Genomic DNA, 18,630 nt, shown 5'->3' on the forward strand with positions numbered 1-18,630 from the left:
ATTGAAGCTTTTAGCGTGCGCGGGCCGCGCGCCAGGCAATCCACAGTTTTCGAATCGGCGTCAACGCAATGCGCTGATGCAATACCTGATAGTCGTCGCGCTCGATTTCGTCGAGCAGTGCCATCGCCATCGCCGACTGCGCCCTGAGCGTGCGCTGCGTCTTGCGCTCCGCGGCAGGCATGCCCGCAAGCGCGGCTTCGATACCCTCTCGTGCGCGGTCGGTCTGAAAGCGCATCAGTTCGGAAAAGGCCGGGCTGTACCGGCGGTTGATCAGATCGGCCGCGGTGACGCCATATCGCTGTAACTCGTCGATCGGAATATAGATGCGTCCGTGGCGTGCGTCGTTACCGACGTCCTGCACGAGTTGGGCGAGCATCAGCGCATTGCCCAGTGGCGCGGCCCATTCGTCGGCCCGCTCGGGCTCGCGCGCCGTAATGCGCGCCACGCCGCCGGCAAACGCGCCGCCGACCTTGTCGAGATACGCGCGCAAGTTGGCGAAATCAAGATAGCGCGCCTGGTTGAGGTCCATTTCGAAGCCCGTCACCAGTGCTTCGAGCAGCGGCGATTCCCGCGCGATGTCGATGTGGTGCGCGGCCAGTGCAAGTGAGACCGGGTGCGACGGCCGCCCCGCTGCGAGCGAAGCGAGTTCCTGCTGCCACCAGGCGAGCTTGGTTCTGCCGATGGTCGGATCGCTCGTTTGCCGCACTGTTTGTTCGAGTTCCTGGCGCAGCGCGAAGAGCGCGCTCAACAGTGGTTGTCGTGCGAGCGGCGCCTGGCGCAGCGCGTAATAAGCGCTCGAGCCCGGCGGCGCCGCTTTGAGCGCGCAGTATTCGTCGAAGTGGTGGTGAGCTGGGCTGGATTCGTGTGGCACGTCTGAAAAACCGTGAAGGCCGGCGGCAAGGCAAATCGTGGAGTGCGGATACTACCGCATCCCGGCTCGGCGTCTGAAACGGCCAAGCGCGTGCGAGTTCAAGCCGTGGATAAATGCATATCGAGCGCGTCGAGAAAAGCGAGAACGTGCGTCGAGCCGCCCTTGGTCCAGACATCGACATGATTGGCTTCGTCGATTATTACAAGCCGGCGCGGTGCACGCACGGCGGCGAAAAGCTGCGCGAACTGACGCGCGGGAATGACGCCATCGGCGCGGCCGCCGTAGATCAACACCGGGGCGCGCACGGCGCCGATCTTCGAGAGGTTGTCGTACCTGTCGCGTAGCAGCCAGCGTACGGGCACATACGGAAAACGCGTGCAGGCGACATCGGCCATACAGGTGAACGGCGCTTCGAGGACGAGGGCCGCAATGGGAAACTCGGTGGCGAGTTGCACGGCGACACCGGAGCCCAGTGAATAGCCGTGCAGCACGACGCGCGACGTTTGACGAAAGGCGAATTCGAGCACCGCGCGGCCATCGGCATAGAGGCCGGCCTCATGCGGCTTGCCGGGGTTGCCGCCATAGCCGCGGTATTCGGCCAGCACCACGCCGTGACCCGCTGCGATCAAATCATGAGCGACATGCACGCGCTGCGTGAGGTCTTCCCCGTTGCCGTGAAAGAGCACCACCGTCTGTCCTTCGGGCCGTGGGCAGGCATGGTATCGAACGACGAGCGGCAGGCCGTCGGCGCTCGACAAGGTGATGCGATCGAGGTGGTCTGCGGCAGGGTTGGGCGCAAGGTCGCGAATGCGCTCGAGCGGATAGATGAGCCGGCCTTGCAGCCACATCAGCGTCGCAACCGCCGAGCCATATCCGAGCACAGCGAGGCCGGCAGTCGCCAGCAGTGCAATGCGCACCGGCCGTCTCATGCGAGATCGCACGGGCTTGCCGTACGCTCCAGACATTGCACGCCAAAGCTCGGCCCGTGCGCGCGCAGCAGCGCTTCGAAGCAGGCTGGACCGAGCGCAGGCGGTGGTGAGAAAAGCGGCCGCAGTTGGCTTAGCGCACGGTGAAAGCGCACGAACGCCGCGAAATCGCGCGGATAACGTCGTGCATCGACGCCGAGCAAACGTCCGGCTAGCGAGGCCGAACCGAGCAGGGCGCGCCATCGGGCAATCGGCGCGAGCCCGATGCCTTGTGTGTCATGTGAGAACAACATCAAATCGATCTCGTCGAAGGGCGGCGCGTTGGCCAGAAACTGCGCGAGCGCGTCAGCCGAAGGCGTTACACAAAAGAGCAGCCAAAATGGCAGCGCCCGCAAACGCATCGTCATCAGCGGATCCATCAATATAAATGAATCGACGACGAGCCGGGTCGGCACGATGCCCGCTTCGCCGTACCAATCGCGATAGATGGCGGCCGCGACAAAGCTCAGCGATTCGGGCTCGCAAAAGCGAATTTCGACGACGCGCCAATTCATGCGCGCTCCGATGGCGAAGATATCCTTGCGCAATGCAGCGTCGAAGCCCCACTCGGCCTCGGGCGCGGTGTCGTTCGGCTCAGGCGGATCCCAACGAGGCCGCGCACTGCCGTAACGATGCAGATGGTCGCGCACGCGCGGGCCGCCGTACAAGTACTCGTCTTCGGTCGCGCCGCCGGTTGCGCCGAATTGGAATACCGAGCGCTCGCTCGTGCGCGTGACCGGCCACGAGCGCGTGCATTCGACTAGATAGATCGTCGAGCCAGGCCCAAGATTGCGCAGCAAGAACTCTCGGTAGGCAAGCGGCAGTTCACGGTACTTGAGCCGGAAGTAGCGCATCGCTCGGAGCATCAGCCGGTCTTGATTCGGGTCGTGCATCTGGTGAACGGCAACGCGCGCGTCGGCTTCAAGCAATGCCGCCGTTACGCGACGGCCTTCCTCGAATCCGCGCCGGGCGTCGTCCGGGTCGCGCAGCGGCGCGCGTGTGGGGCACAGGAACGTTTGCGGCAACCACGGCACGCGCATTGCCGCGGCAAGATGCGTCAGCGCGCCATTCGATGAGCCGACGAATACGGCTGGATACGGCGCGTCGGCGTAGCGGCCGACGATCGATTCGGCGATGCCTTCGATGTTGAGTCGGCGGGCTTGCTCGCTGGTAATGCCTTCGCTCATGCCGCCGGTCGTGTAGATCCACTCGCGTGCGTTGGCGGGCAGCAGGTTGATCGCGGGCATCAGCACGTCGAGCATCGGCGAGTGACTCAGGCTGCGCACCGGCTCTTCGCGTAACGAAGCGGCAAGCGCCTGCACCATGGCGGCCGCGGAATCGAAGCGGGCGATGCCGCGAGGGGGCAGGGTCATTGGACGCCTCCGACATCGTCCGCCGTGCGTTGCATCGCATGCGGCAGAAACGGCGCGATAGCGAATGCCAGACTGTGCGGATAGACGAAATTGAGCGTATGCGTGGCGCCGGTCATCAGCATCAGCGCGCCGCGCGGCAGCAAACGAGCGGCTTGCTCGGCCCAACGCACACTGACGAGTGCGTCGCGCGTGCCGGCAACGACGAGCGTGGGCGCTGCAACGCGCGGCAAGCGATCTTCGATGCGGTCTGCAATCGCCATGCGAATCGTCGCGACCGCGCGCAAGGCCGGCTTTGGCGTAATCGATCCGCCCGACGGCGGCAGGCGAGCGCACTTGCTCGCGCCGGCCGTTGATGAACGCCCGCCACAGTTGTTGCGGCACGGAACGGGCGCGCGGGTCGGTGGTCGGTCCTTGCATGACCAGGCGATCAACCGCCGCGGGAAAACGGATGGCGAATTCGGCCAGCACTTGGCAGCCGAACGAATTGCCGATGAAAATCGCCGGCTCGAGACGACAGGCCCCCATCCACAGATATAAGGCCTCGGCCAATTCGGCGATCGATAGCGCGCAGCGCGGCGAATCTCGGCCTCGGCCGCCCGCGCTTTCGCCGAAACCAGGCAGATCCGGCGCAAAAACACGATACTCGCGGCCGAGCGCGCATGCCAGCGGCTCCATGTATCGGCTCGATATCACGAGCCCATGCACCAGCACGATCGGGAGCGACGTGGCGGCGTGCGTTGGACCGGGATGCAGGCGGCAAAATATCGCGAAGGGTCCGGCCTGAACCGAAAACCCGGCGATGCCGGCGCGCCGGCTTGCTTCGGTGATGGCAGGCACACGCTTGAGCCCGCGCCACGCAAATGTACAGAAAACGATGAGCACGCAAGCGAGCGCTATGGCCGCCAATACGAGCGCGCGATCCCACATGCTTGGCCTCTCAATCGGTGGGCGAATAACAGCGCCGTGCCCGATGCTCGGTGCCGTTGAATTGACCCGCGCAATGAACGGGCCTGCTCGCCGGGCACGCGGCGCCGATGCGTCGACATTTCGGATTGCCCTGAACTATCGAGCGCTATATCACCGTTATAGTTTGGCCACGATCAACGAAGACACAACATGGAGAAGTAAATGAAAGATCTGGCGATCGAACTCGATCACGAACCGGGCACGCTCGCGCGTATGGGAGAAGTACTGGGCGAAGCAGGCGTGAGCGTCGAAGGCGGCGGTGTCTGGGCCGTTGGCGGTCGCGGCGTCGCGCATTTTCTGTTTGAAGACGGCGCGGCGGCGAAGGACGCCTTGACGCGTGCGGGCATCGTCGTGCGCGCCGTCAGCGACGTACTTGTGCAGCGGCTCAAGCAGGACGTGCCCGGCCAGCTTGGCAAGATCGCGCGAAACATGGCGTGCGCCGGGGTGAATATCGAAGCGATGTATAGCGATCACGACCATCGCCTCGTTCTCGTCGTCGACGACTACGAAAAAGGCCGGGCCGTATCCGAGGCTTGGGAAGCGGAGCGTGCTGCACTCGAGCGCAATGTTGGTTAAGCTGCGCGGAATGTTCATTTAGGGGCCGCTCAAGGTTCGCCTAACGTTTATCCAAGGTCGACGGGAGCCGACGAATGAATTCACATCAATACGCGGTCACGGTCGATTGGACCGGCAACCACGGCGCGGGCACGCGAAGCTATACCGCCTATGGGCGCGAGCACGTAATCAGCGTGGCCGGCAAACCGTTAATCGAGGGATCGAGCGATCCGGCCTATCGCGGCGACGCGTCTCGGCACAATCCCGAAGACCTGCTCGTGGCGAGTCTGAGCGCTTGCCATATGCTCTGGTATTTGCATCTATGTTCGGCGAATGGCATTGTCGTGACGCACTACCGTGATGCCGCAATGGGCGTGCTGACGCTGGAGCCTGATGGCTCGGGTGCGTTTTCCAACGTGACGCTCACACCGGACGTCGTGCTTGATGCGCGGCACGACGCTCATGAATTACAACGTGCGCTCGCGCTTCACGAGACGGCGCACAACATGTGTTTTATCGCCAAATCGGTGGCGTTCGAAGTAGCCGTCGAGCCGAGCGTGCGCCAAGCCAATTGCTGACGACAAAAAGGAGACATCTGGTGGCATTTTCGGGCTTGCTTGTTTTTGCGCTGGCGCTCGTGGTCGCCGCAGGCTCGCCAGGGCCGAGCATCGCGGCGCTGGTTGCGCGCGTGCTGACGAACGGCTTTCGTGACGTGTTGCCGTTTCTCGCCGCGATGTGGCTCGGCGAGGCGCTCTGGCTGAGTTGCGCTGTGGCGGGGCTGGCCGTGGTCGCGCGCACGTTTGCAATGGTCTTCCTCGTGCTCAAGTTCGTGGGCGTCGCCTATTTGCTTTTTCTCGCCTGGAGAATGTGGTTCGCTCCGACGCACGTGCGCGAGGGCGAACTGCCGGCCTCGCAATCGCCGTGGCGCATGTTCATGGCTGGCATGACCGTGACGCTCGGCAATCCGAAGGTCATGCTGTTTTATCTCGCGTTGCTGCCGACAATCGTGGACCTCTCACATGTCCGCACCGTTGCGTGGCTCGAGTTGACGTTGACGATGCTCGTTGTATTGATGACCGTCGATTGTGTCTGGGCGCTGGTTGCAGCGCGAGCGCGCGCCTTGTTGACGAGCCGTCGCGCCGTGAAAATATCGAATCGCATCAGCGCATCGGTGATGGCGGGCGCGGCCGCCGTGATTGCTTCGCGTTGAACGCAGCGAGACTCGGCAGTTGCTGCCGATGCGTGAACAGCCTTTTCGTTTTTTCGTCGAATTTAGTTAGTTGTCCGAATTATCCCTGACGCGAAAACATTCGCTTCGTGAGCGACGATTTCGCGTGCATGCGCTTGCATCAAATATTGGTATGCGATAAAGCAAGCGCATTTGCGGCGTGAAAGACAGGGGGGCGGGATGACCGGCAACGAGGCGAATATCGAAGGCGGGCAGCGCGGTTCGGCAAGCGAACGTGACGAAGTACTGCGAACACGTCATGCTGCACAGGCGAGCTCAGCGATCGGCACGGCGTTCGAACGTTTGCGGTGGTCTGCCGACGCGTTGAAGCGGGAGCGCGAGGCTCGCTTGCAATTGCTCATTGCGCACGCGCTATCCCGGTCTCCATGGCACGCCAGCCGCCTCGCGGGCATCGATCCCTCGCAGGTGACCGAAGACACACTGCGTTCGCTGCCGACGATGTGCAAGAACGATGTGATGTCGAACTTCGATAGCATCGTGACCGAGCCGCGCATCACGCTTGCCCTCGCAAACGATCATCTGCGTGCGTTGGGTCAAGGCAGCAGCTATCTGCTCGACGAGTTTCACGTCGTAGCGACGAGCGGCACCTCCGGACAGCGGGGTGTATTCGTCTACGATTGGCAGGGCTGGCTCGAGTGCTATGCCACAGTGCACCGCTATGCGCTTGCCTATGCGGCCGCAGGTGGGCTTTCGCCCGCAGCGGCAACGGCAGGCTTCGTTATTGCTCATGTCGCTGCGTCGCATGTCACCCATATGACATTTGCGATGACCGAAACATTCAGAACACCGAAATTTCGGTTCCATCAGTTTCCGGTCACGATGCCGATCGACGCCATCGTGACGGGGCTCAACGAGGTGCAGCCGATTGTGTTGCAAGGCTACCCGTCGATGCTGCGACTGCTTGCGTGCGAAGCCGAAGCGGGCCGCCTGGCGATCGCACCCCGCCTTGCGATCGGGATCGGCGAGCCCCTGCTCGCGCCAACGCGCGCCGCACTGCAACGGGCATTTGCCGGTATTTCGGTACAGAACTGGTGGGCGACCAGCGAAACGAGCGGGCTGGCGATGTCGTGCGGGGCCGGTCCGTGGCTGCATCTGAGCGACGACACCTTGATCGTCGAGCTCGTCGATCAGGCTGGCGAGCCCATCGCCCCTGGGCAGACGGCCGCGAAAATCTACGTGACGAACTTGTTCAACAAGGCAATGCCGCTGATTCGCTACGAGCTTTCCGATCAGCCGACGCTGCTCGCGGGACCATGCCCTTGCGGCTCGGCGCATCGCCGAGTGGCGGACTTGGCAGGCAGGCACGATGAGCTCTTCGTCTATTCGGGGGCGGCGGGGCGGTCGATTGTGGTGCACCCAAAAGTTTTCACATCGGTCTTGTTCAGCGAACCCGGCGTGCTCGATTACCAGGCCGTGCAGACAGAGCGGGGGGCGAACATTTCGTTCCTTCAAGGCGCGCCGGTCGATTGCGAAGCGGTGGCGGACGCCATTTCACTTCGCTTGGCGTCGCTCGGCGTGGCGCAGCCGAAGGTCGTCTTGAGCGCGTGTGCTGCCTTGCAACGTACGCCTGGTGGCAAGCTGGTCAGGCATGTGCGCTTATCGGCAAATCCAAATTGATGCTTAGCGGGTGCAGCGCAATGCCCGCAGCACGGCGACTCGCTCTCATCCCATCAGACAGAACTGTTCGATTCCGTAGTCGTATCTTACGATTCAGCCGCATCTCGATGGCGCTCGACTCCCCACTGCATAAGGCGTTGCGGCCATTTCAGAACGGTTCACCGAAAGAAGCGTCTTTACGAATCTATGCGACGCGATAGCGCGTGAGCCGCACTACCCTTCAGTCAACGAAGCTGCGTTTCAGTAACCATTGAGGGAGGGGAAAGTGCTATGGGCGAAATCGAAAGCGAGCTGGCCAAGCTCATTACGGAAGGGCTTGATCTCGACATCGATCCGGGCAGCATCGATCCCGACGCGCCAATCTTCGGCGACGGACTCGGCCTGGACTCCATCGACGCATTGGAGTTGGGCCTGCTGTTGTCGTCCACCTACCAGATCACGCTCACGCCGGGTGACCAGAAGAATCACGAGATTTTCGGTTCACTAAGAGCACTCGGCCACTATGTCGAACAGCATCGCGTTACCCAAGCGCATTGACGCCGCGCTGACATGCGTGAGCCGCGATTCAGTCCCGCTCGCGCATGCGGCGATGCCCGGGCATTTCCCCGGCCATCCGGTCGTACCGGCCGTCGTTTTGCTCGATCGCGTGCGTGCCGCATTAGGACAATACGTGCCCGTCGCCTCGATCACCGATATCGCGCACGTGAAGTTCATCGCAGAGTTGCATCCCGGTGACACGTTCGATATCGCGATAACGAGCAACGGCGACGGCTGGTTTTCTTTCGAGTGCGCGAACAGTATCGGCTCATCGGTTGCAACCGGTAAGTTTCGCGCGGAGGTGACGGCCCCATGAACCTTGCTTCTAACCCGCAGGTGCCGCTTCATGTCACCGCCTATACGTTGACGAGCGCGCTCGGCGCCGGCAACGATGCCACGTTGACCGCATTGCGCGCACGTCGCGGCGGCTTGCGCGAGATCGCGCTGCGCGCCGGCGCACGCTCGACGTGGCTCGGGCTCGTCGACGATGATGCGGTGGGTGCCCCGCTTGCAGACGAATTCGCCCCTTACGATTGTCGCGCGCATCGCATGTTGGGCCGAGCGCTTGCGCGCGATGGCTTCGCACAAGCAGTCAGCGAGGCACGCGCGCAGTACGGCCCCGAGCGGGTGGGGTGCTTCGTCGGCACCATTGCATCGGGGCTCGCGCATCTGGAGTCGTGCTACCTGCGTTACGACCCGCTCGCCGGCGATCTCGGGCCCGACGTCCGCGTGCCGCACACCGCACACCTCTATTCGGCAACGGAGTATGTCTGCCGCATGCTCGACATCGAAGGGCCCGCTGCGACGATTTCGACGGCTTGCTCGTCGAGCGCGAAAGTCTTCGCCACAGCGTACCGCCATATTGCAGCGGGGCTCTGTGATGCGGCTGTCGTCGCCGGCATCGATTGCGCGAACGAGGGTTTTATCTACGGCTTTCGCTCGCTGGGTTTGCTGTCCGGCGCGCCTTGCAGGCCGTGGGACAGCGAGCGCGACGGCATCAGCATCGGTGAAGCAGCGGGCTTTGCGTTGCTCGAACGCACCGGGCGCGGCGGTGGCGGCATCGCGCTAACGGGCTTCGGCGAGAGCAGCGATGCCTACCACATGACGGCCCCGCATCCGGACGGCACCGGCGCGCGCGCGGCGATCGAATTGGCGTTACGTCGCGCGGGCGTTCGGGCGAATGAAATCGACTACGTCAATTTGCACGGCAGCGGCACGCCGTCGAACGATCGCTCGGAAGATGCGGCAATCGCGGCGGTATTCGGGGATGCCTGCGCGTGCAGCTCAACGAAAGGTTGGACTGGACATACGCAAGGCGCGGCGGGTATCACCGAGGCCGTGTTGTCGTTCCTCTCCATGCGTGCAAGCTTGATTCCGGGCACGCTGAACACGACGCAGCCCGACCCCGAGCTGCGCTCGCCGATCACACTCGAGAACATCGAGCAGCGCGTGCGGCGGGTGCTCAGTAACTCGTTCGGCTTCGGCGGCAATAATTGCGCGCTCGTATTCGAGGCTCTCTCATGACAATCAAGACGATCTTTGTCGAGACGCTCGAGATGCTGGGCCCCGGCTTGCCGAGTTGGGACGAGGGCGCGCCGAGCCTGCGTGACGGTACGATTTATTCGGGCGCCGTGCCAGCAGAGGGCAGCCCGCCGCAGGCCGAGCCGATGTCGCTTGCGCCGAACGAGCGGCGCCGAACCACCGCCGCGACGCGTCTCGCGCTTGGCGTGACGGAGCGGTTGGCGCAGCGCTCTTCGATCGACTTGTCGGAATTACCTTCCGTGTTCGCGTCGTCCGCGGGCGACCTCCATATCACCGACCGCGTGTGCACGGCACTGGGCCGCGCGGGCATTCCCGTTTCGCCGACGCACTTTCACAACATCGTGCACAACGCGACGGCCGGATATTGGTCGATCGGCACGCATGCGCGCGCGGCATCGACGAGCTTGAGCGCAGGCGACGCGACCTTCGTCGCCGGTTTGCACGAAGCTATCGCTACGGCTGAAGCCGACCGTATTCCAGTGCTGTTCGTGTGCTACGAGCAGCCGGCACCTGCCCTGATCGACCGCCACTTGCCGATCTATGCGCCGTTTGCGGTGGCGATGGTGGTCAGCCCCGAGCGCGTAGGCCAACGGAGCGTTGCCATGCATCTCGAACGGGTGCCCAAGCGCGACGACACGCGCATGGCCAACGAGGCGCTCGAGCGCCTGCGCACGGGCAACGCCGCGGCGCGCGCATTGCCGGTATTGCAGCGAATCGCGCTCGGCAGCGCCGAACCTGTTTATCTCGGCGCGGCCGTTGGCGGCGATCGATCGAGTGTGGCGATCCATGTCGACGCAGCTTGAGGCGTCCGAAATTTATCGACGCATTCCGCACGCGGGTGCGATGCGGCTGCTCGACGCTGTGCAACGATGGGACGAACGCAGCATTGCCTGTACGGCGCACTCGCACGCCGAGCCTCAGCACCCATTGCGGCAGAACGGCGAGGTGTCGAGCGTGCATGCACTCGAATACGCTGCACAGGCCATGGCCGTTCATGCGAGCCTGGTGCGCGGCGGCATGCCATTGGGCCATGTTTATGTGGCGTCATTCATGAAAATTGTATTGAGCCCGCATCCGCTTGATCGAATCGTTAGGAGTCCTCTGGAAATTCGAGCGGCGCTCGAGGTGAGCAACGCATCGGCTGCGCGCTACTCGTTCGTCGTCACCGCCGGCGATGAACTCGTCGCACGCGGTGCGATGACGTTGGCGATTGGAAACTGATCCACGACGAATCGGCAAGCAACCGGGCTCACCCCCCTTTACGACGGAGAGCAACGATGGCTTTTCATTTCGACGACTTGAGCAACCAATTAGGCTACTACCGGCTACTCGAAACGTCCGAAAAGGCGCGCTGGATTTTTCGCGATCAACCTTGGGACGAAATCGACGAAAGCAAAGTGACGCCCGATTTGATCGAGGACGTAAAGATCGCTGCTTATGCGGAATTGACGACGTTTTCGGCGACCGAGTCGTTCATGAAACTGCTTGGCGACGATGTCGACTTCACGCAATGGCTGTCCGTATGGTTTTACGAGGAGACGAAACATCCGCTTGCGCTGATCCGCTGGCTTGGAAAGCTCGGCGTGCCGATGAACCAGGATTTCATCCATCGCGGCAGAAAAATCGAGCCGATGACGGAGTCGCGGGTCGAAATGCTGACGTCCAACATCTGCTCTGAAATCGCGGCGAATACGGCCTATAACCAGTTTGCAAAGACCGTCGAAGAGCCTGTTCTTGTTGAAATCGTCAAGAACCTCGCGCGCGACGAGATGCGTCATTCGGTGGGATTCGAGTTTTACTGCAAGCAGGCGATCGATCGCTCCGACGACCCGGAGCGCGATCGTCTGATCGCGATGCGCACCGCGTGGTTTCTGTTGCAGCAGGCCAGCGACGGCGTCACGCAACACCCGGTGTTTCTCACGCTGCTCAAGATGAAATGTCTGGATATGAATGAGGTCGAGCGGCGGTATCGCGAACACATCGTCAGCCGTATTTCGAAGATGCTTGACCTCGAGATTCATGGTGTCGACGCGTTTTACGACGTCTATGCCGGTATGAAAAAGCGCTACCGCGCCGCACGCCGCGTGGCTCATGCAGTTTGAACGCGCGGAACCGGCCTTGGTGTCAGGTAGCGGCATTGGCGGCTATGCTGCGCGCGGTGTGCTCGCGCCCGTCGACCAGGAAATAAGCGCGACCGATCTGCCGGTCACCGGTGCGCTTCCGCCTGAACTCGACGGCCTCTATCTGCGCAATAGTTTCAACGCTCACCCGGCTCACAGCGGCCCCAGTGGTCATCTGTTCCTTGAAGGCGGCATGATCCACGGTGTGCGGCTCGAGAACGGCCGCGCGCGCTGGTATCGAAACCGCTGGGTCGTCACCGATGCGCTCGCGAGTGCCACCGGACGGCCGCCGCCGGGCGGACCGGTCGATCGCCGCTGGACGGCCGTCAATCTCGCGAATATCAGCGTGATCGCTCACGCGGGGCGAGTGCTGGCATTAGGCGAGACGGGCCTGCCATACGAACTGAGCGCCGAGCTCGAAACGATCGGGCGCTATGACTTCGACGGCGGGCTCGCGAGAAGCATGACGGCCCATCCCAAACGCGACCCCGACACCGGCGACCTTCATTTCTTCGGCTATTGGCCGCGACGGCCCTATGTCACCTATTTTTGTGCCGACCGGTTCGGCCGAATCATACGCAGCGAGGCGATCGATGTCGCAGGCGCGACCATCATGCACGATTTCGCCATTACGCAGCGCTTTGCCGTGTTCATCGATCAACCATTGCTGTTCGAGCGGCCGCCGCGGCCAGGCGGCGGGCTGCCGTTTCGGTGGGCACCGGAGTATGGGTCGCGTCTCGGCGTGCTCGATTTGCATCGCACCGGCGCGCCGGTGCGATGGTTCGAAATCGACACGTGCTTTATTCCTCATGTGATGAACGCATTCGATGACGGTAACGAAGTTGTGCTTCGCGCGGCCGTTAGTAGTCCTTATTACATGACGGACAGCCCGGCACCGGAGGAAGTATCGCTGTCGCTGCACGAGTGGCGCGTGGACCTCTTGACTGGGCGCGTGAGTGATACATGCATTGCTGACGTGCCAGGCGAGTTTCCGCGAATCGACGAGCGGCGCGTGGGCCGTACGCATCGATACGGTTACGCGACGGAAATCCTGATGGACTGCGATTGGCGCGCATGCGGTGGGCTTTTCAAATACGACTTCGAACGCGGATCGGTGATGCGATACGACGTCGGTGCTGATGCTGCCGCCTCCGAGGCTGTGTTCGTGCCCGCGCGGCCAGGGGCAGGCGAGGATGAAGGCTGGGTCCTTTGTTACGTATACGACGCGCGCACCGACCGCAGCAGCCTGATCATCATTGATGCGCAGCGGTTCGCCGGCGAGCCCGTGGCATCGATTGCACTACCGCAACGCGTGCCCTATGGAGCTCACGGCACATGGGTTGCGCGCGACGCGCTCGACCGAAAGGAGGGGGCATGCCGGTGATTTCAGTCACGCGCTTGCACGTACGCTCGTGGCGGCAAGTGCCGCGTGTATTGCTTGCGACGTTAGGTGCGGCATGGCAGGCGCGCGGCTCGCATGGCAATCTGGCCGTATCGGTGTTCAGCGAAACGTACGATTGTTATTGGACGCGTACGGTTTGGCGCGACGAGGCCAGCATGATGGCGTACGTGCAGACGGGCTTGCATCGAAGAATCATGAGTCGTTTGACGGCGTGGTGCGATCAGAGCTCGGTCGTGCATTGGCAGGCACCGGTTGCGGTGCTGCCGCCTTGGCCGCAGGCCCATCGGCGCTTGAGCGAAGACGGGCGCCACTTTCCACCTTGCGCGCAGGGCGCCGTGCCGTGGTTGACTATGCCGCACGGCCGATGGTGGCGCGAGTTGCAGATCAAATAGCGGCGCTGTTTGCATCGATGCAAAACGGCGCGTGCCCGACGATGCGTTCCCATAGCGCGGACCAGGTGGCCCAGTCATGAGCGCCGTCGATTGCCACGGTCTGGGCTTGCGGCAATAGCGGTTCCAGTAAGGTGCTGCCGAGTACAAATGGGTCGCCGCGCCCATAACCGAGATAAATATGCGGTGCCGGACGCACGGCGCGCAGATGACACCGCAGCCAATCGAGCACGCGCCACTCCATGTCGCCTGGGGCGCTCGTATCGGGTTGCCAGCGTTCGAGCCCGCCGGCCCGTTCGACTTGAGTGAGAACACGCCGGCTGCCGAGATACGGAGCGAGCAAAACGACGCCCTCCACGCTGCCCGGATAGGTGCGGCAATACATCAGCGATCCCATTGCGCCGAGCGACGTGCCGAGGAACCAGATGCGGGTGGTGCCGCGCTCGCGTGTGACTCTTGTGATTTCGGCATGCAGAGCAACGAAGAGGCTGCCGTCCGCATAAACAGGAAAATCCGCGTCGAAACCGAGCGCGTCGATCGGCAGTTGCCGCTTACGCAACGCTTGCACCAAGCCATGAGAAAAAAACGATGCGGCATGGTCGTTGACACCGGGCAGCATGACGAGCAAAACGCGTTCGCCCGCGGCGTCGGGTGCAGGATCGAAGAGGATGGCCATCGGTATGACTCTCTTGTTTAGCGTGATAATTCGATGTTCGCCGCCGAGGTTGAAAGTTCGTGGAACCGGGCGAGCCCAGTGTTCATCGAACTTACCGTGAGCGGGCGCAGGGGAAATCGTATTACAGGAAGATCGCCGGACGATCATGAAAGCGAAATGCACCGTATGCCAGCGAACCTACATTTTATGAACAACACAGGCAACCGCTCGACGTTGTTTAGCAGTGCTAAATATCCGACCAAACCGCACCAACTGATTCGTTATTGCTGATGAATACACTCGCCAGTACCGCCACCGATGCCGCACACGTTCCGAATGCACGCGACGCCGTGCGTGCTTTGCGTCCTTCGCAGATTCGCGAAGTGGCGAACGCGGGCTTCGGCAACCCCGACGTATTGCCGTTCTGGTTTGGCGAATCGGATAGGCCAACGCTCCAATTTATTCGCGATGCCGCGCGCGAAGCGCTGTCCGCGGGCGACACGTTTTATACGCACAACCTGGGTATTGCGCCGTTGCGCACCGCGATCGCGTGCCACGTTTCGGCATTGCACGGCAGCACCGATGCGAATGAGATTGCTGTCACCAGCGCTGGCGTCAATGCGCTGATGCTTGCTTCGCAACTTGTCGTCGGCGCGGGAGACCGGGTCGTGGCGCTCACGCCGCTGTGGCCGAACATCGTCGAAATACCGAAAATACTGGGCGCGCAGGTCGACACCGTATCGCTCGAATACGGCCCGGCTGGTTGGCAGCTCGACCTTGACCGCCTGCTAGATGCGTTGACACCGGATACACGTCTGTTGATCGTCAACTCACCGAACAACCCGACGGGCTGGGTGATGCGGCGCGACGAGCAGGAAGCGGTATTGCAGCACTGCCGGCGCCACGGCATTTGGGTGATCGCGGACGAAGTATACGAACGCCTTTACTACGGTGACGAGGGCACTAACGGATGTGCGCCTTCGTTTCTCGATATAGCGTCGCGAGACGAGCGCGTCATCTGCGTGAATTCCTTTTCGAAGGCGTATTTGATGACCGGATGGCGGCTCGGATGGATCGTCGCACCGCGCGCGCTGATGGACGATTTGGCCAAGCTCGTCGAATACAACACCTCATGCGCACCCGCGTTCGTTCAGCATGCCGGCATCGTAGCGCTGAACAGCGGCGAAAGTATGACGCAGGCCCTCGTGCAAGACTTGCGGGTGTCGCGCGATCACCTTGTTCAAGCGCTTCAACAACTGCCCGGTGTGGACGTGATGGCGCCGCCGGGTGCGATGTACCTGTTTTTCTCGATGCCGGGGGCGACAACGAGCCTTGCGCTTTGTAAAACGCTCGTGCGGGAGGCGGGGCTTGGGCTTGCGCCCGGCAGTGCGTTCGGACCCGAAGGAGAAGGATTCATCCGCTGGTGCTATGCCTGCGATATCGAACGCATCGATAAGGGCGTAGCACGTTTGCGAGGCTTTCTCGACGGGCACAGGCGGAAAGAGGGCATTGCATGACGCTGCGCACCGGCCGCGTTCCAAAGCTGATTTACTGAGATCGATAGCGCGATTTATTCGTTTGCGTGATCGTGCGCGAGATTCAGAATGAACTCGCCGGGGCCATTGTCGATGTCCCGACGAGGAGAACGCAATGTCGTCGCGCATCAATCACTGCAATTGGCCTCCGCGGCTCGTCGTGGTCCCTGGTCTACACGGGAGCGGGGCCGCGCATTGGCAAACCTGGCTCGAACGGCAGTTCGTCCGCCCGATACGTATCGAGCAGGCCGATTGGGAGCATGCTGATTTATCGAAGTGGTGCGCTGCGCTCGAGCGGCAGCTCGCGCATGAGCGCGGCCCGTTCGTGCTCGCCGCGCACAGCTTCGGGAGCTTGGTTGCGGCGCATGCGCTTGGGCGGGGCCTGCGCGGAGTGGTCGGCGCGCTGTTGGTTGCGCCCGCTTCGCCGGTGCGCTTCGGAATCGAGCAGGTGCTTTACCGCCGTCCGCTCGGTGTCGCATCGGTTGTAATCGGCAGCGAAAACGATCCTTGGCTGGCTGCCCGCGATGCGCAAGCGCTCGCGCAGGAATGGCGCGCCTCATTTATGAACCTCGGCCCGGTTGGCCATATCAATACGGCCTCGGGTTTTGGCCCATGGCCGCGCGCCAAGTATCTCGTCGATACGCTCACGCATTGGGCGGCGCCCCGGTATCTGGTGCGTGATGAAACGTTCGCTGCGCCGCACGTGCAAAGCGGCGAATTTGCCGGCGCTAAGGCGGGCGTTGCGGCGTTGGTGGAACATGGGTGATGTGTTGTTGCGGTCTCGAGGCGGCTGTGGCCGAGAAAAAAATGGCCAACGTCCTTCGTAGCGCTGGTTTTCTGCGGCCATCACGATCCGGAAAATGCAAGCGGCGGTGCAGCCGACGACCGTGCCGCTGGTAAGGGTAGCGGCAGGGCGTCGGGGCGGGCAGCACGGGCCAAGGAGATCTGCACGTCGACGACCAGGCGCGGCCGGAGATACCCGCTGCTGTCGATTCGAAGAAAACCGGCGCGTGAGTCATGCACGTACTGATCGAAAAAGCGGATGAGGTTTGGCGAAAGCGTCGGAGGATTTAGCCATGCCTCCCAGTAAGCCAGTTGCTCTTCGGAGAGGGGCTTATTCGTTTCCTGCCGGCTACCGGCTGTTTCTATCGTGCGCTCGTATTCACTTCGGTTGTTTTCCCACAGCTCAGTCAGATAGCTGCGCCAGTTCATCGTGTCGGCATCGACGTTCAGGCGACCGTGCATGTGCTGGATGCGATCGAGCTCGGCATTGACGACGGGGTCGGCCGAACTCACACCTTTGTAGATGTCGCGTGGGTTCTTGCCAAAGCGTGTCTTCAGCCAGCCGTAATAGAGGCGCATATGTTCGAATAACTGCTGTTCCAGCGTACCGCCGGTGCCGACCGCGCTCACGTATTCGTCGAATAGCGTCTTTATGTCGTCGTCGTACTCGAAGAGTTGGAACACGTCTTTGGTGGCCAGTTTCGGCGCGGTGAACGGCACGCCGCTGATCGCAGCCTCGAGGCGCATGCGGTTTAATGCGATGCGAGCGAGCAGGTCGGAACGCGCCTGTTCATCGGGCCGATAGCCGCCCCCGATGTCGGCGTGCACGCCCGGCAGCACGATTTCCTCATAGAAGCCGGTACTGCCACGCACGGGTGTCAACGGGAAACAGGCGCGCAGTTCATGGCCAGCGACGATATGGACGCACCGCTCGACATGTTCAGACACATGCATACGCATGTCGGAGAGGTTGCGGGCCGGCAGGCCGACTGACTCCACGGTGTCGAACACGCCGAGGAAGCGGATGTGCAGCCGCGCCGATTCCCCGTCGACTGCGCTCGGGCAGGGCCAGTATGGCGCGCCGTCTCTCATCTCGCACTTGGCGAGCAAGCGGTTGACGAAGGCGCGGGCTAAAGTTGCGCCGCGCGAGAAACCGAATACGGCGATATCGATTCGATTGATTTTGTGATTTCGCCGCAATGCAACGTTGAATTCGCCCTCAGCTTTCACTAATCGCGCGTCGCTACCCAGCCCGGCGCCGCCACCGAGTGCCTCACTGTCACGGATCTTCGCCCACCAACTCGGATCGCTCGCATTAAGCTTTGTGCCGACGCCGGCGTAATAAAGTGGAACAATCAATTGTCCGTCTTCGACGTGCCCTTCATATAGACGGCCAATATTCGATAACTTCTGTTTCGATCCATCAATGCCGCGATTGCATCCGGTTCCGTCGAAGAAGAAGCTGAACCACGGCCGCTGTTCGCAGGTCGTGCAAGTTATGAACTCTTCGGCGTGCAACAGCGTGGAGGTTTTTGCCGCTTTGAGTAGCGGCGAAGGATTGTCGCGTATCCAATCCTGCATTGTTATTCTCCAACGTGGCGCATCACGCGCCGTCCGTAAAACAGCTGATCGACCCGCGGACTTGGCTTGTCATCGGGTTTGGCAGACTCCCATACGAGCTCGGCCCCAACCTCATGATTGGGAAAGAATCGGACGATCAGGAAATTCATAGCGTCCGGACCGTTTGACGTTTCCCCGGTCACCACGACATCCCGGCTGTATGTTTTCCACTGTGCTTCGTCGTCGTTGCGCCCCCCGATGCGCCAAACCACTTTGATCGTCTGACCGACCCCCGGTATTAGCGAACAACATTCGCGTTTTCCCGTGCCGCCCCTCGAAAACTCCTTCACCTGAATTCCCCCGAGCAACAGCCTTTTCCCAGAGACCGTTTGGATCGAAAAGTCATAGATGTAGTCCTCGGTATAGTTCGTACTCCACGCGGAAGCATCGACATACCCGCGCGGCACGTTCGACGCGCATCCACCCAAAAGCGTCGCGCACAGCAACGCGG

Annotated in this window: 20 protein-coding genes and 2 pseudogenes; 14 read left to right on the plus strand and 8 right to left on the minus strand. The window is 62.0% G+C overall.

Annotation, left to right across the window (positions count from 1 at the left end; all coding sequences use genetic code 11):
- Positions 1-10: 10 nt before the first annotated feature.
- The 5 genes and pseudogenes from hpnD to ACSQ20_RS08710 all read right to left on the minus strand — a co-directional run.
- Positions 11-871 carry a presqualene diphosphate synthase HpnD gene (gene hpnD / locus ACSQ20_RS08690; RefSeq protein WP_436018987.1) on the minus strand — a complete coding sequence of 287 codons (861 nt, stop codon included), beginning with the start codon at positions 869-871 and terminating at the stop codon, positions 11-13.
- Positions 872-969: 98 nt separating this feature from the next.
- Positions 970-1,800, minus strand: coding sequence for an alpha/beta hydrolase (locus ACSQ20_RS08695; RefSeq protein WP_436018989.1), 831 nt, complete (start codon positions 1,798-1,800; stop codon positions 970-972).
- Positions 1,797-3,209, minus strand: a complete 1,413-nt coding sequence (locus tag ACSQ20_RS08700; protein WP_436022995.1) for a hypothetical protein — start codon at positions 3,207-3,209, stop codon at positions 1,797-1,799. Before ACSQ20_RS08700 ends, ACSQ20_RS08695 begins: the two co-directional genes overlap by 4 nt.
- Positions 3,206-3,469 carry an alpha/beta fold hydrolase gene (locus ACSQ20_RS08705; RefSeq protein ID WP_436022997.1) on the minus strand — a complete coding sequence of 88 codons (264 nt, stop codon included), beginning with the start codon at positions 3,467-3,469 and terminating at the stop codon, positions 3,206-3,208. The genes ACSQ20_RS08700 and ACSQ20_RS08705 overlap by 4 nt, the downstream gene beginning before the upstream one ends.
- Before the next feature lies 1 nt (position 3,470).
- Positions 3,471-4,136, minus strand: a pseudogene (locus ACSQ20_RS08710) (alpha/beta fold hydrolase); the annotation flags it as partial.
- A 201-nt stretch (positions 4,137-4,337) separates the two neighbouring features.
- Between ACSQ20_RS08710 and ACSQ20_RS08715 the strand changes: the two are divergent.
- The 12 genes and pseudogenes from ACSQ20_RS08715 to ACSQ20_RS08770 all read left to right on the plus strand — a co-directional run bounded on the left by ACSQ20_RS08715 (position 4,338) and on the right by ACSQ20_RS08770 (position 13,589).
- Entirely contained in the window at positions 4,338-4,751 is a 414-nt protein-coding gene (locus ACSQ20_RS08715; protein WP_436018991.1) for a hypothetical protein, read from the plus strand.
- Positions 4,752-4,825: 74 nt separating this feature from the next.
- Complete coding sequence (locus ACSQ20_RS08720) at positions 4,826-5,308, plus strand: OsmC family protein (RefSeq protein WP_436018993.1); 483 nt, start codon at positions 4,826-4,828, stop codon at positions 5,306-5,308.
- A 20-nt stretch (positions 5,309-5,328) separates the two neighbouring features.
- Positions 5,329-5,940 (plus strand): LysE family translocator, encoded by a 612-nt coding sequence (locus ACSQ20_RS08725; protein ID WP_436018995.1) that lies wholly within the window; start codon positions 5,329-5,331, stop codon positions 5,938-5,940.
- 198 nt (positions 5,941-6,138) lie between these two features.
- Entirely contained in the window at positions 6,139-7,596 is a 1,458-nt protein-coding gene (locus tag ACSQ20_RS08730; RefSeq protein ID WP_436018997.1) for a phenylacetate--CoA ligase family protein, read from the plus strand.
- A 270-nt stretch (positions 7,597-7,866) separates the two neighbouring features.
- The gene (locus ACSQ20_RS08735) at positions 7,867-8,133 is read left to right on the plus strand and encodes a phosphopantetheine-binding protein (RefSeq protein WP_436018999.1); all 267 of its coding nucleotides are present in this window, start codon (positions 7,867-7,869) and stop codon (positions 8,131-8,133) included.
- Entirely contained in the window at positions 8,099-8,449 is a 351-nt protein-coding gene (locus ACSQ20_RS08740) for a 3-hydroxyacyl-ACP dehydratase FabZ family protein (protein ID WP_436019001.1), read from the plus strand. Before ACSQ20_RS08735 ends, ACSQ20_RS08740 begins: the two co-directional genes overlap by 35 nt.
- The gene (locus ACSQ20_RS08745) at positions 8,446-9,657 is read left to right on the plus strand and encodes a beta-ketoacyl-ACP synthase (RefSeq protein WP_436019003.1); all 1,212 of its coding nucleotides are present in this window, start codon (positions 8,446-8,448) and stop codon (positions 9,655-9,657) included. The genes ACSQ20_RS08740 and ACSQ20_RS08745 overlap by 4 nt, the downstream gene beginning before the upstream one ends.
- Before the next feature lie 143 nt (positions 9,658-9,800).
- Positions 9,801-10,319, plus strand: a pseudogene (locus ACSQ20_RS08750) (beta-ketoacyl synthase chain length factor); the annotation flags it as partial.
- Between the two features lie 142 nt (positions 10,320-10,461).
- The gene (locus ACSQ20_RS08755; protein WP_436019005.1) at positions 10,462-10,896 is read left to right on the plus strand and encodes a hydroxymyristoyl-ACP dehydratase; all 435 of its coding nucleotides are present in this window, start codon (positions 10,462-10,464) and stop codon (positions 10,894-10,896) included.
- Positions 10,897-10,952: 56 nt separating this feature from the next.
- Positions 10,953-11,777 carry a ferritin-like domain-containing protein gene (locus tag ACSQ20_RS08760; RefSeq protein WP_436019007.1) on the plus strand — a complete coding sequence of 275 codons (825 nt, stop codon included), beginning with the start codon at positions 10,953-10,955 and terminating at the stop codon, positions 11,775-11,777.
- Positions 11,767-13,179, plus strand: a complete 1,413-nt coding sequence (locus tag ACSQ20_RS08765) for a carotenoid oxygenase family protein (RefSeq protein WP_436019009.1) — start codon at positions 11,767-11,769, stop codon at positions 13,177-13,179. The genes ACSQ20_RS08760 and ACSQ20_RS08765 overlap by 11 nt, the downstream gene beginning before the upstream one ends.
- The gene (locus ACSQ20_RS08770; RefSeq protein WP_436019011.1) at positions 13,170-13,589 is read left to right on the plus strand and encodes a DUF3291 domain-containing protein; all 420 of its coding nucleotides are present in this window, start codon (positions 13,170-13,172) and stop codon (positions 13,587-13,589) included. The genes ACSQ20_RS08765 and ACSQ20_RS08770 overlap by 10 nt, the downstream gene beginning before the upstream one ends.
- On the opposite strand, the gene ACSQ20_RS08775 is transcribed toward ACSQ20_RS08770, so the two are convergent.
- Positions 13,582-14,262, minus strand: coding sequence for a hypothetical protein (locus ACSQ20_RS08775; RefSeq protein WP_436019013.1), 681 nt, complete (start codon positions 14,260-14,262; stop codon positions 13,582-13,584). The genes ACSQ20_RS08770 and ACSQ20_RS08775 overlap by 8 nt on opposite strands.
- A 269-nt stretch (positions 14,263-14,531) precedes the next feature.
- On the opposite strand from ACSQ20_RS08775, the gene ACSQ20_RS08780 reads away from it, so the two are divergent.
- Together ACSQ20_RS08780 and ACSQ20_RS08785 are read left to right on the plus strand one after the other, a co-directional pair.
- Positions 14,532-15,758 (plus strand): pyridoxal phosphate-dependent aminotransferase, encoded by a 1,227-nt coding sequence (locus ACSQ20_RS08780; RefSeq protein ID WP_436019015.1) that lies wholly within the window; start codon positions 14,532-14,534, stop codon positions 15,756-15,758.
- Between the two features lie 133 nt (positions 15,759-15,891).
- Positions 15,892-16,542: an RBBP9/YdeN family alpha/beta hydrolase gene (locus tag ACSQ20_RS08785; protein WP_436019017.1), complete on the plus strand. Its 651-nt coding sequence runs from the start codon at positions 15,892-15,894 to the stop codon at positions 16,540-16,542.
- Between the two features lie 80 nt (positions 16,543-16,622).
- Here ACSQ20_RS08785 and ACSQ20_RS08790 read toward each other — a convergent pair whose 3' ends face one another.
- Complete coding sequence (locus ACSQ20_RS08790) at positions 16,623-18,077, minus strand: T6SS phospholipase effector Tle1-like catalytic domain-containing protein (RefSeq protein WP_436019019.1); 1,455 nt, start codon at positions 18,075-18,077, stop codon at positions 16,623-16,625.
- A gap of 65 nt (positions 18,078-18,142) precedes the next feature.
- A complete protein-coding gene (locus ACSQ20_RS08795) occupies positions 18,143-18,625 on the minus strand; it encodes a DUF3304 domain-containing protein (RefSeq protein WP_436019021.1) in 483 nt (160 codons plus the stop codon).
- Positions 18,626-18,630 lie beyond the last annotated feature (5 nt).

Origin of the sequence: Trinickia sp. LjRoot230, from assembly GCF_964253315.1 — a bacterium.
In the GTDB taxonomy this organism is placed as follows: Bacteria; Pseudomonadota; Gammaproteobacteria; order Burkholderiales; family Burkholderiaceae; genus Trinickia.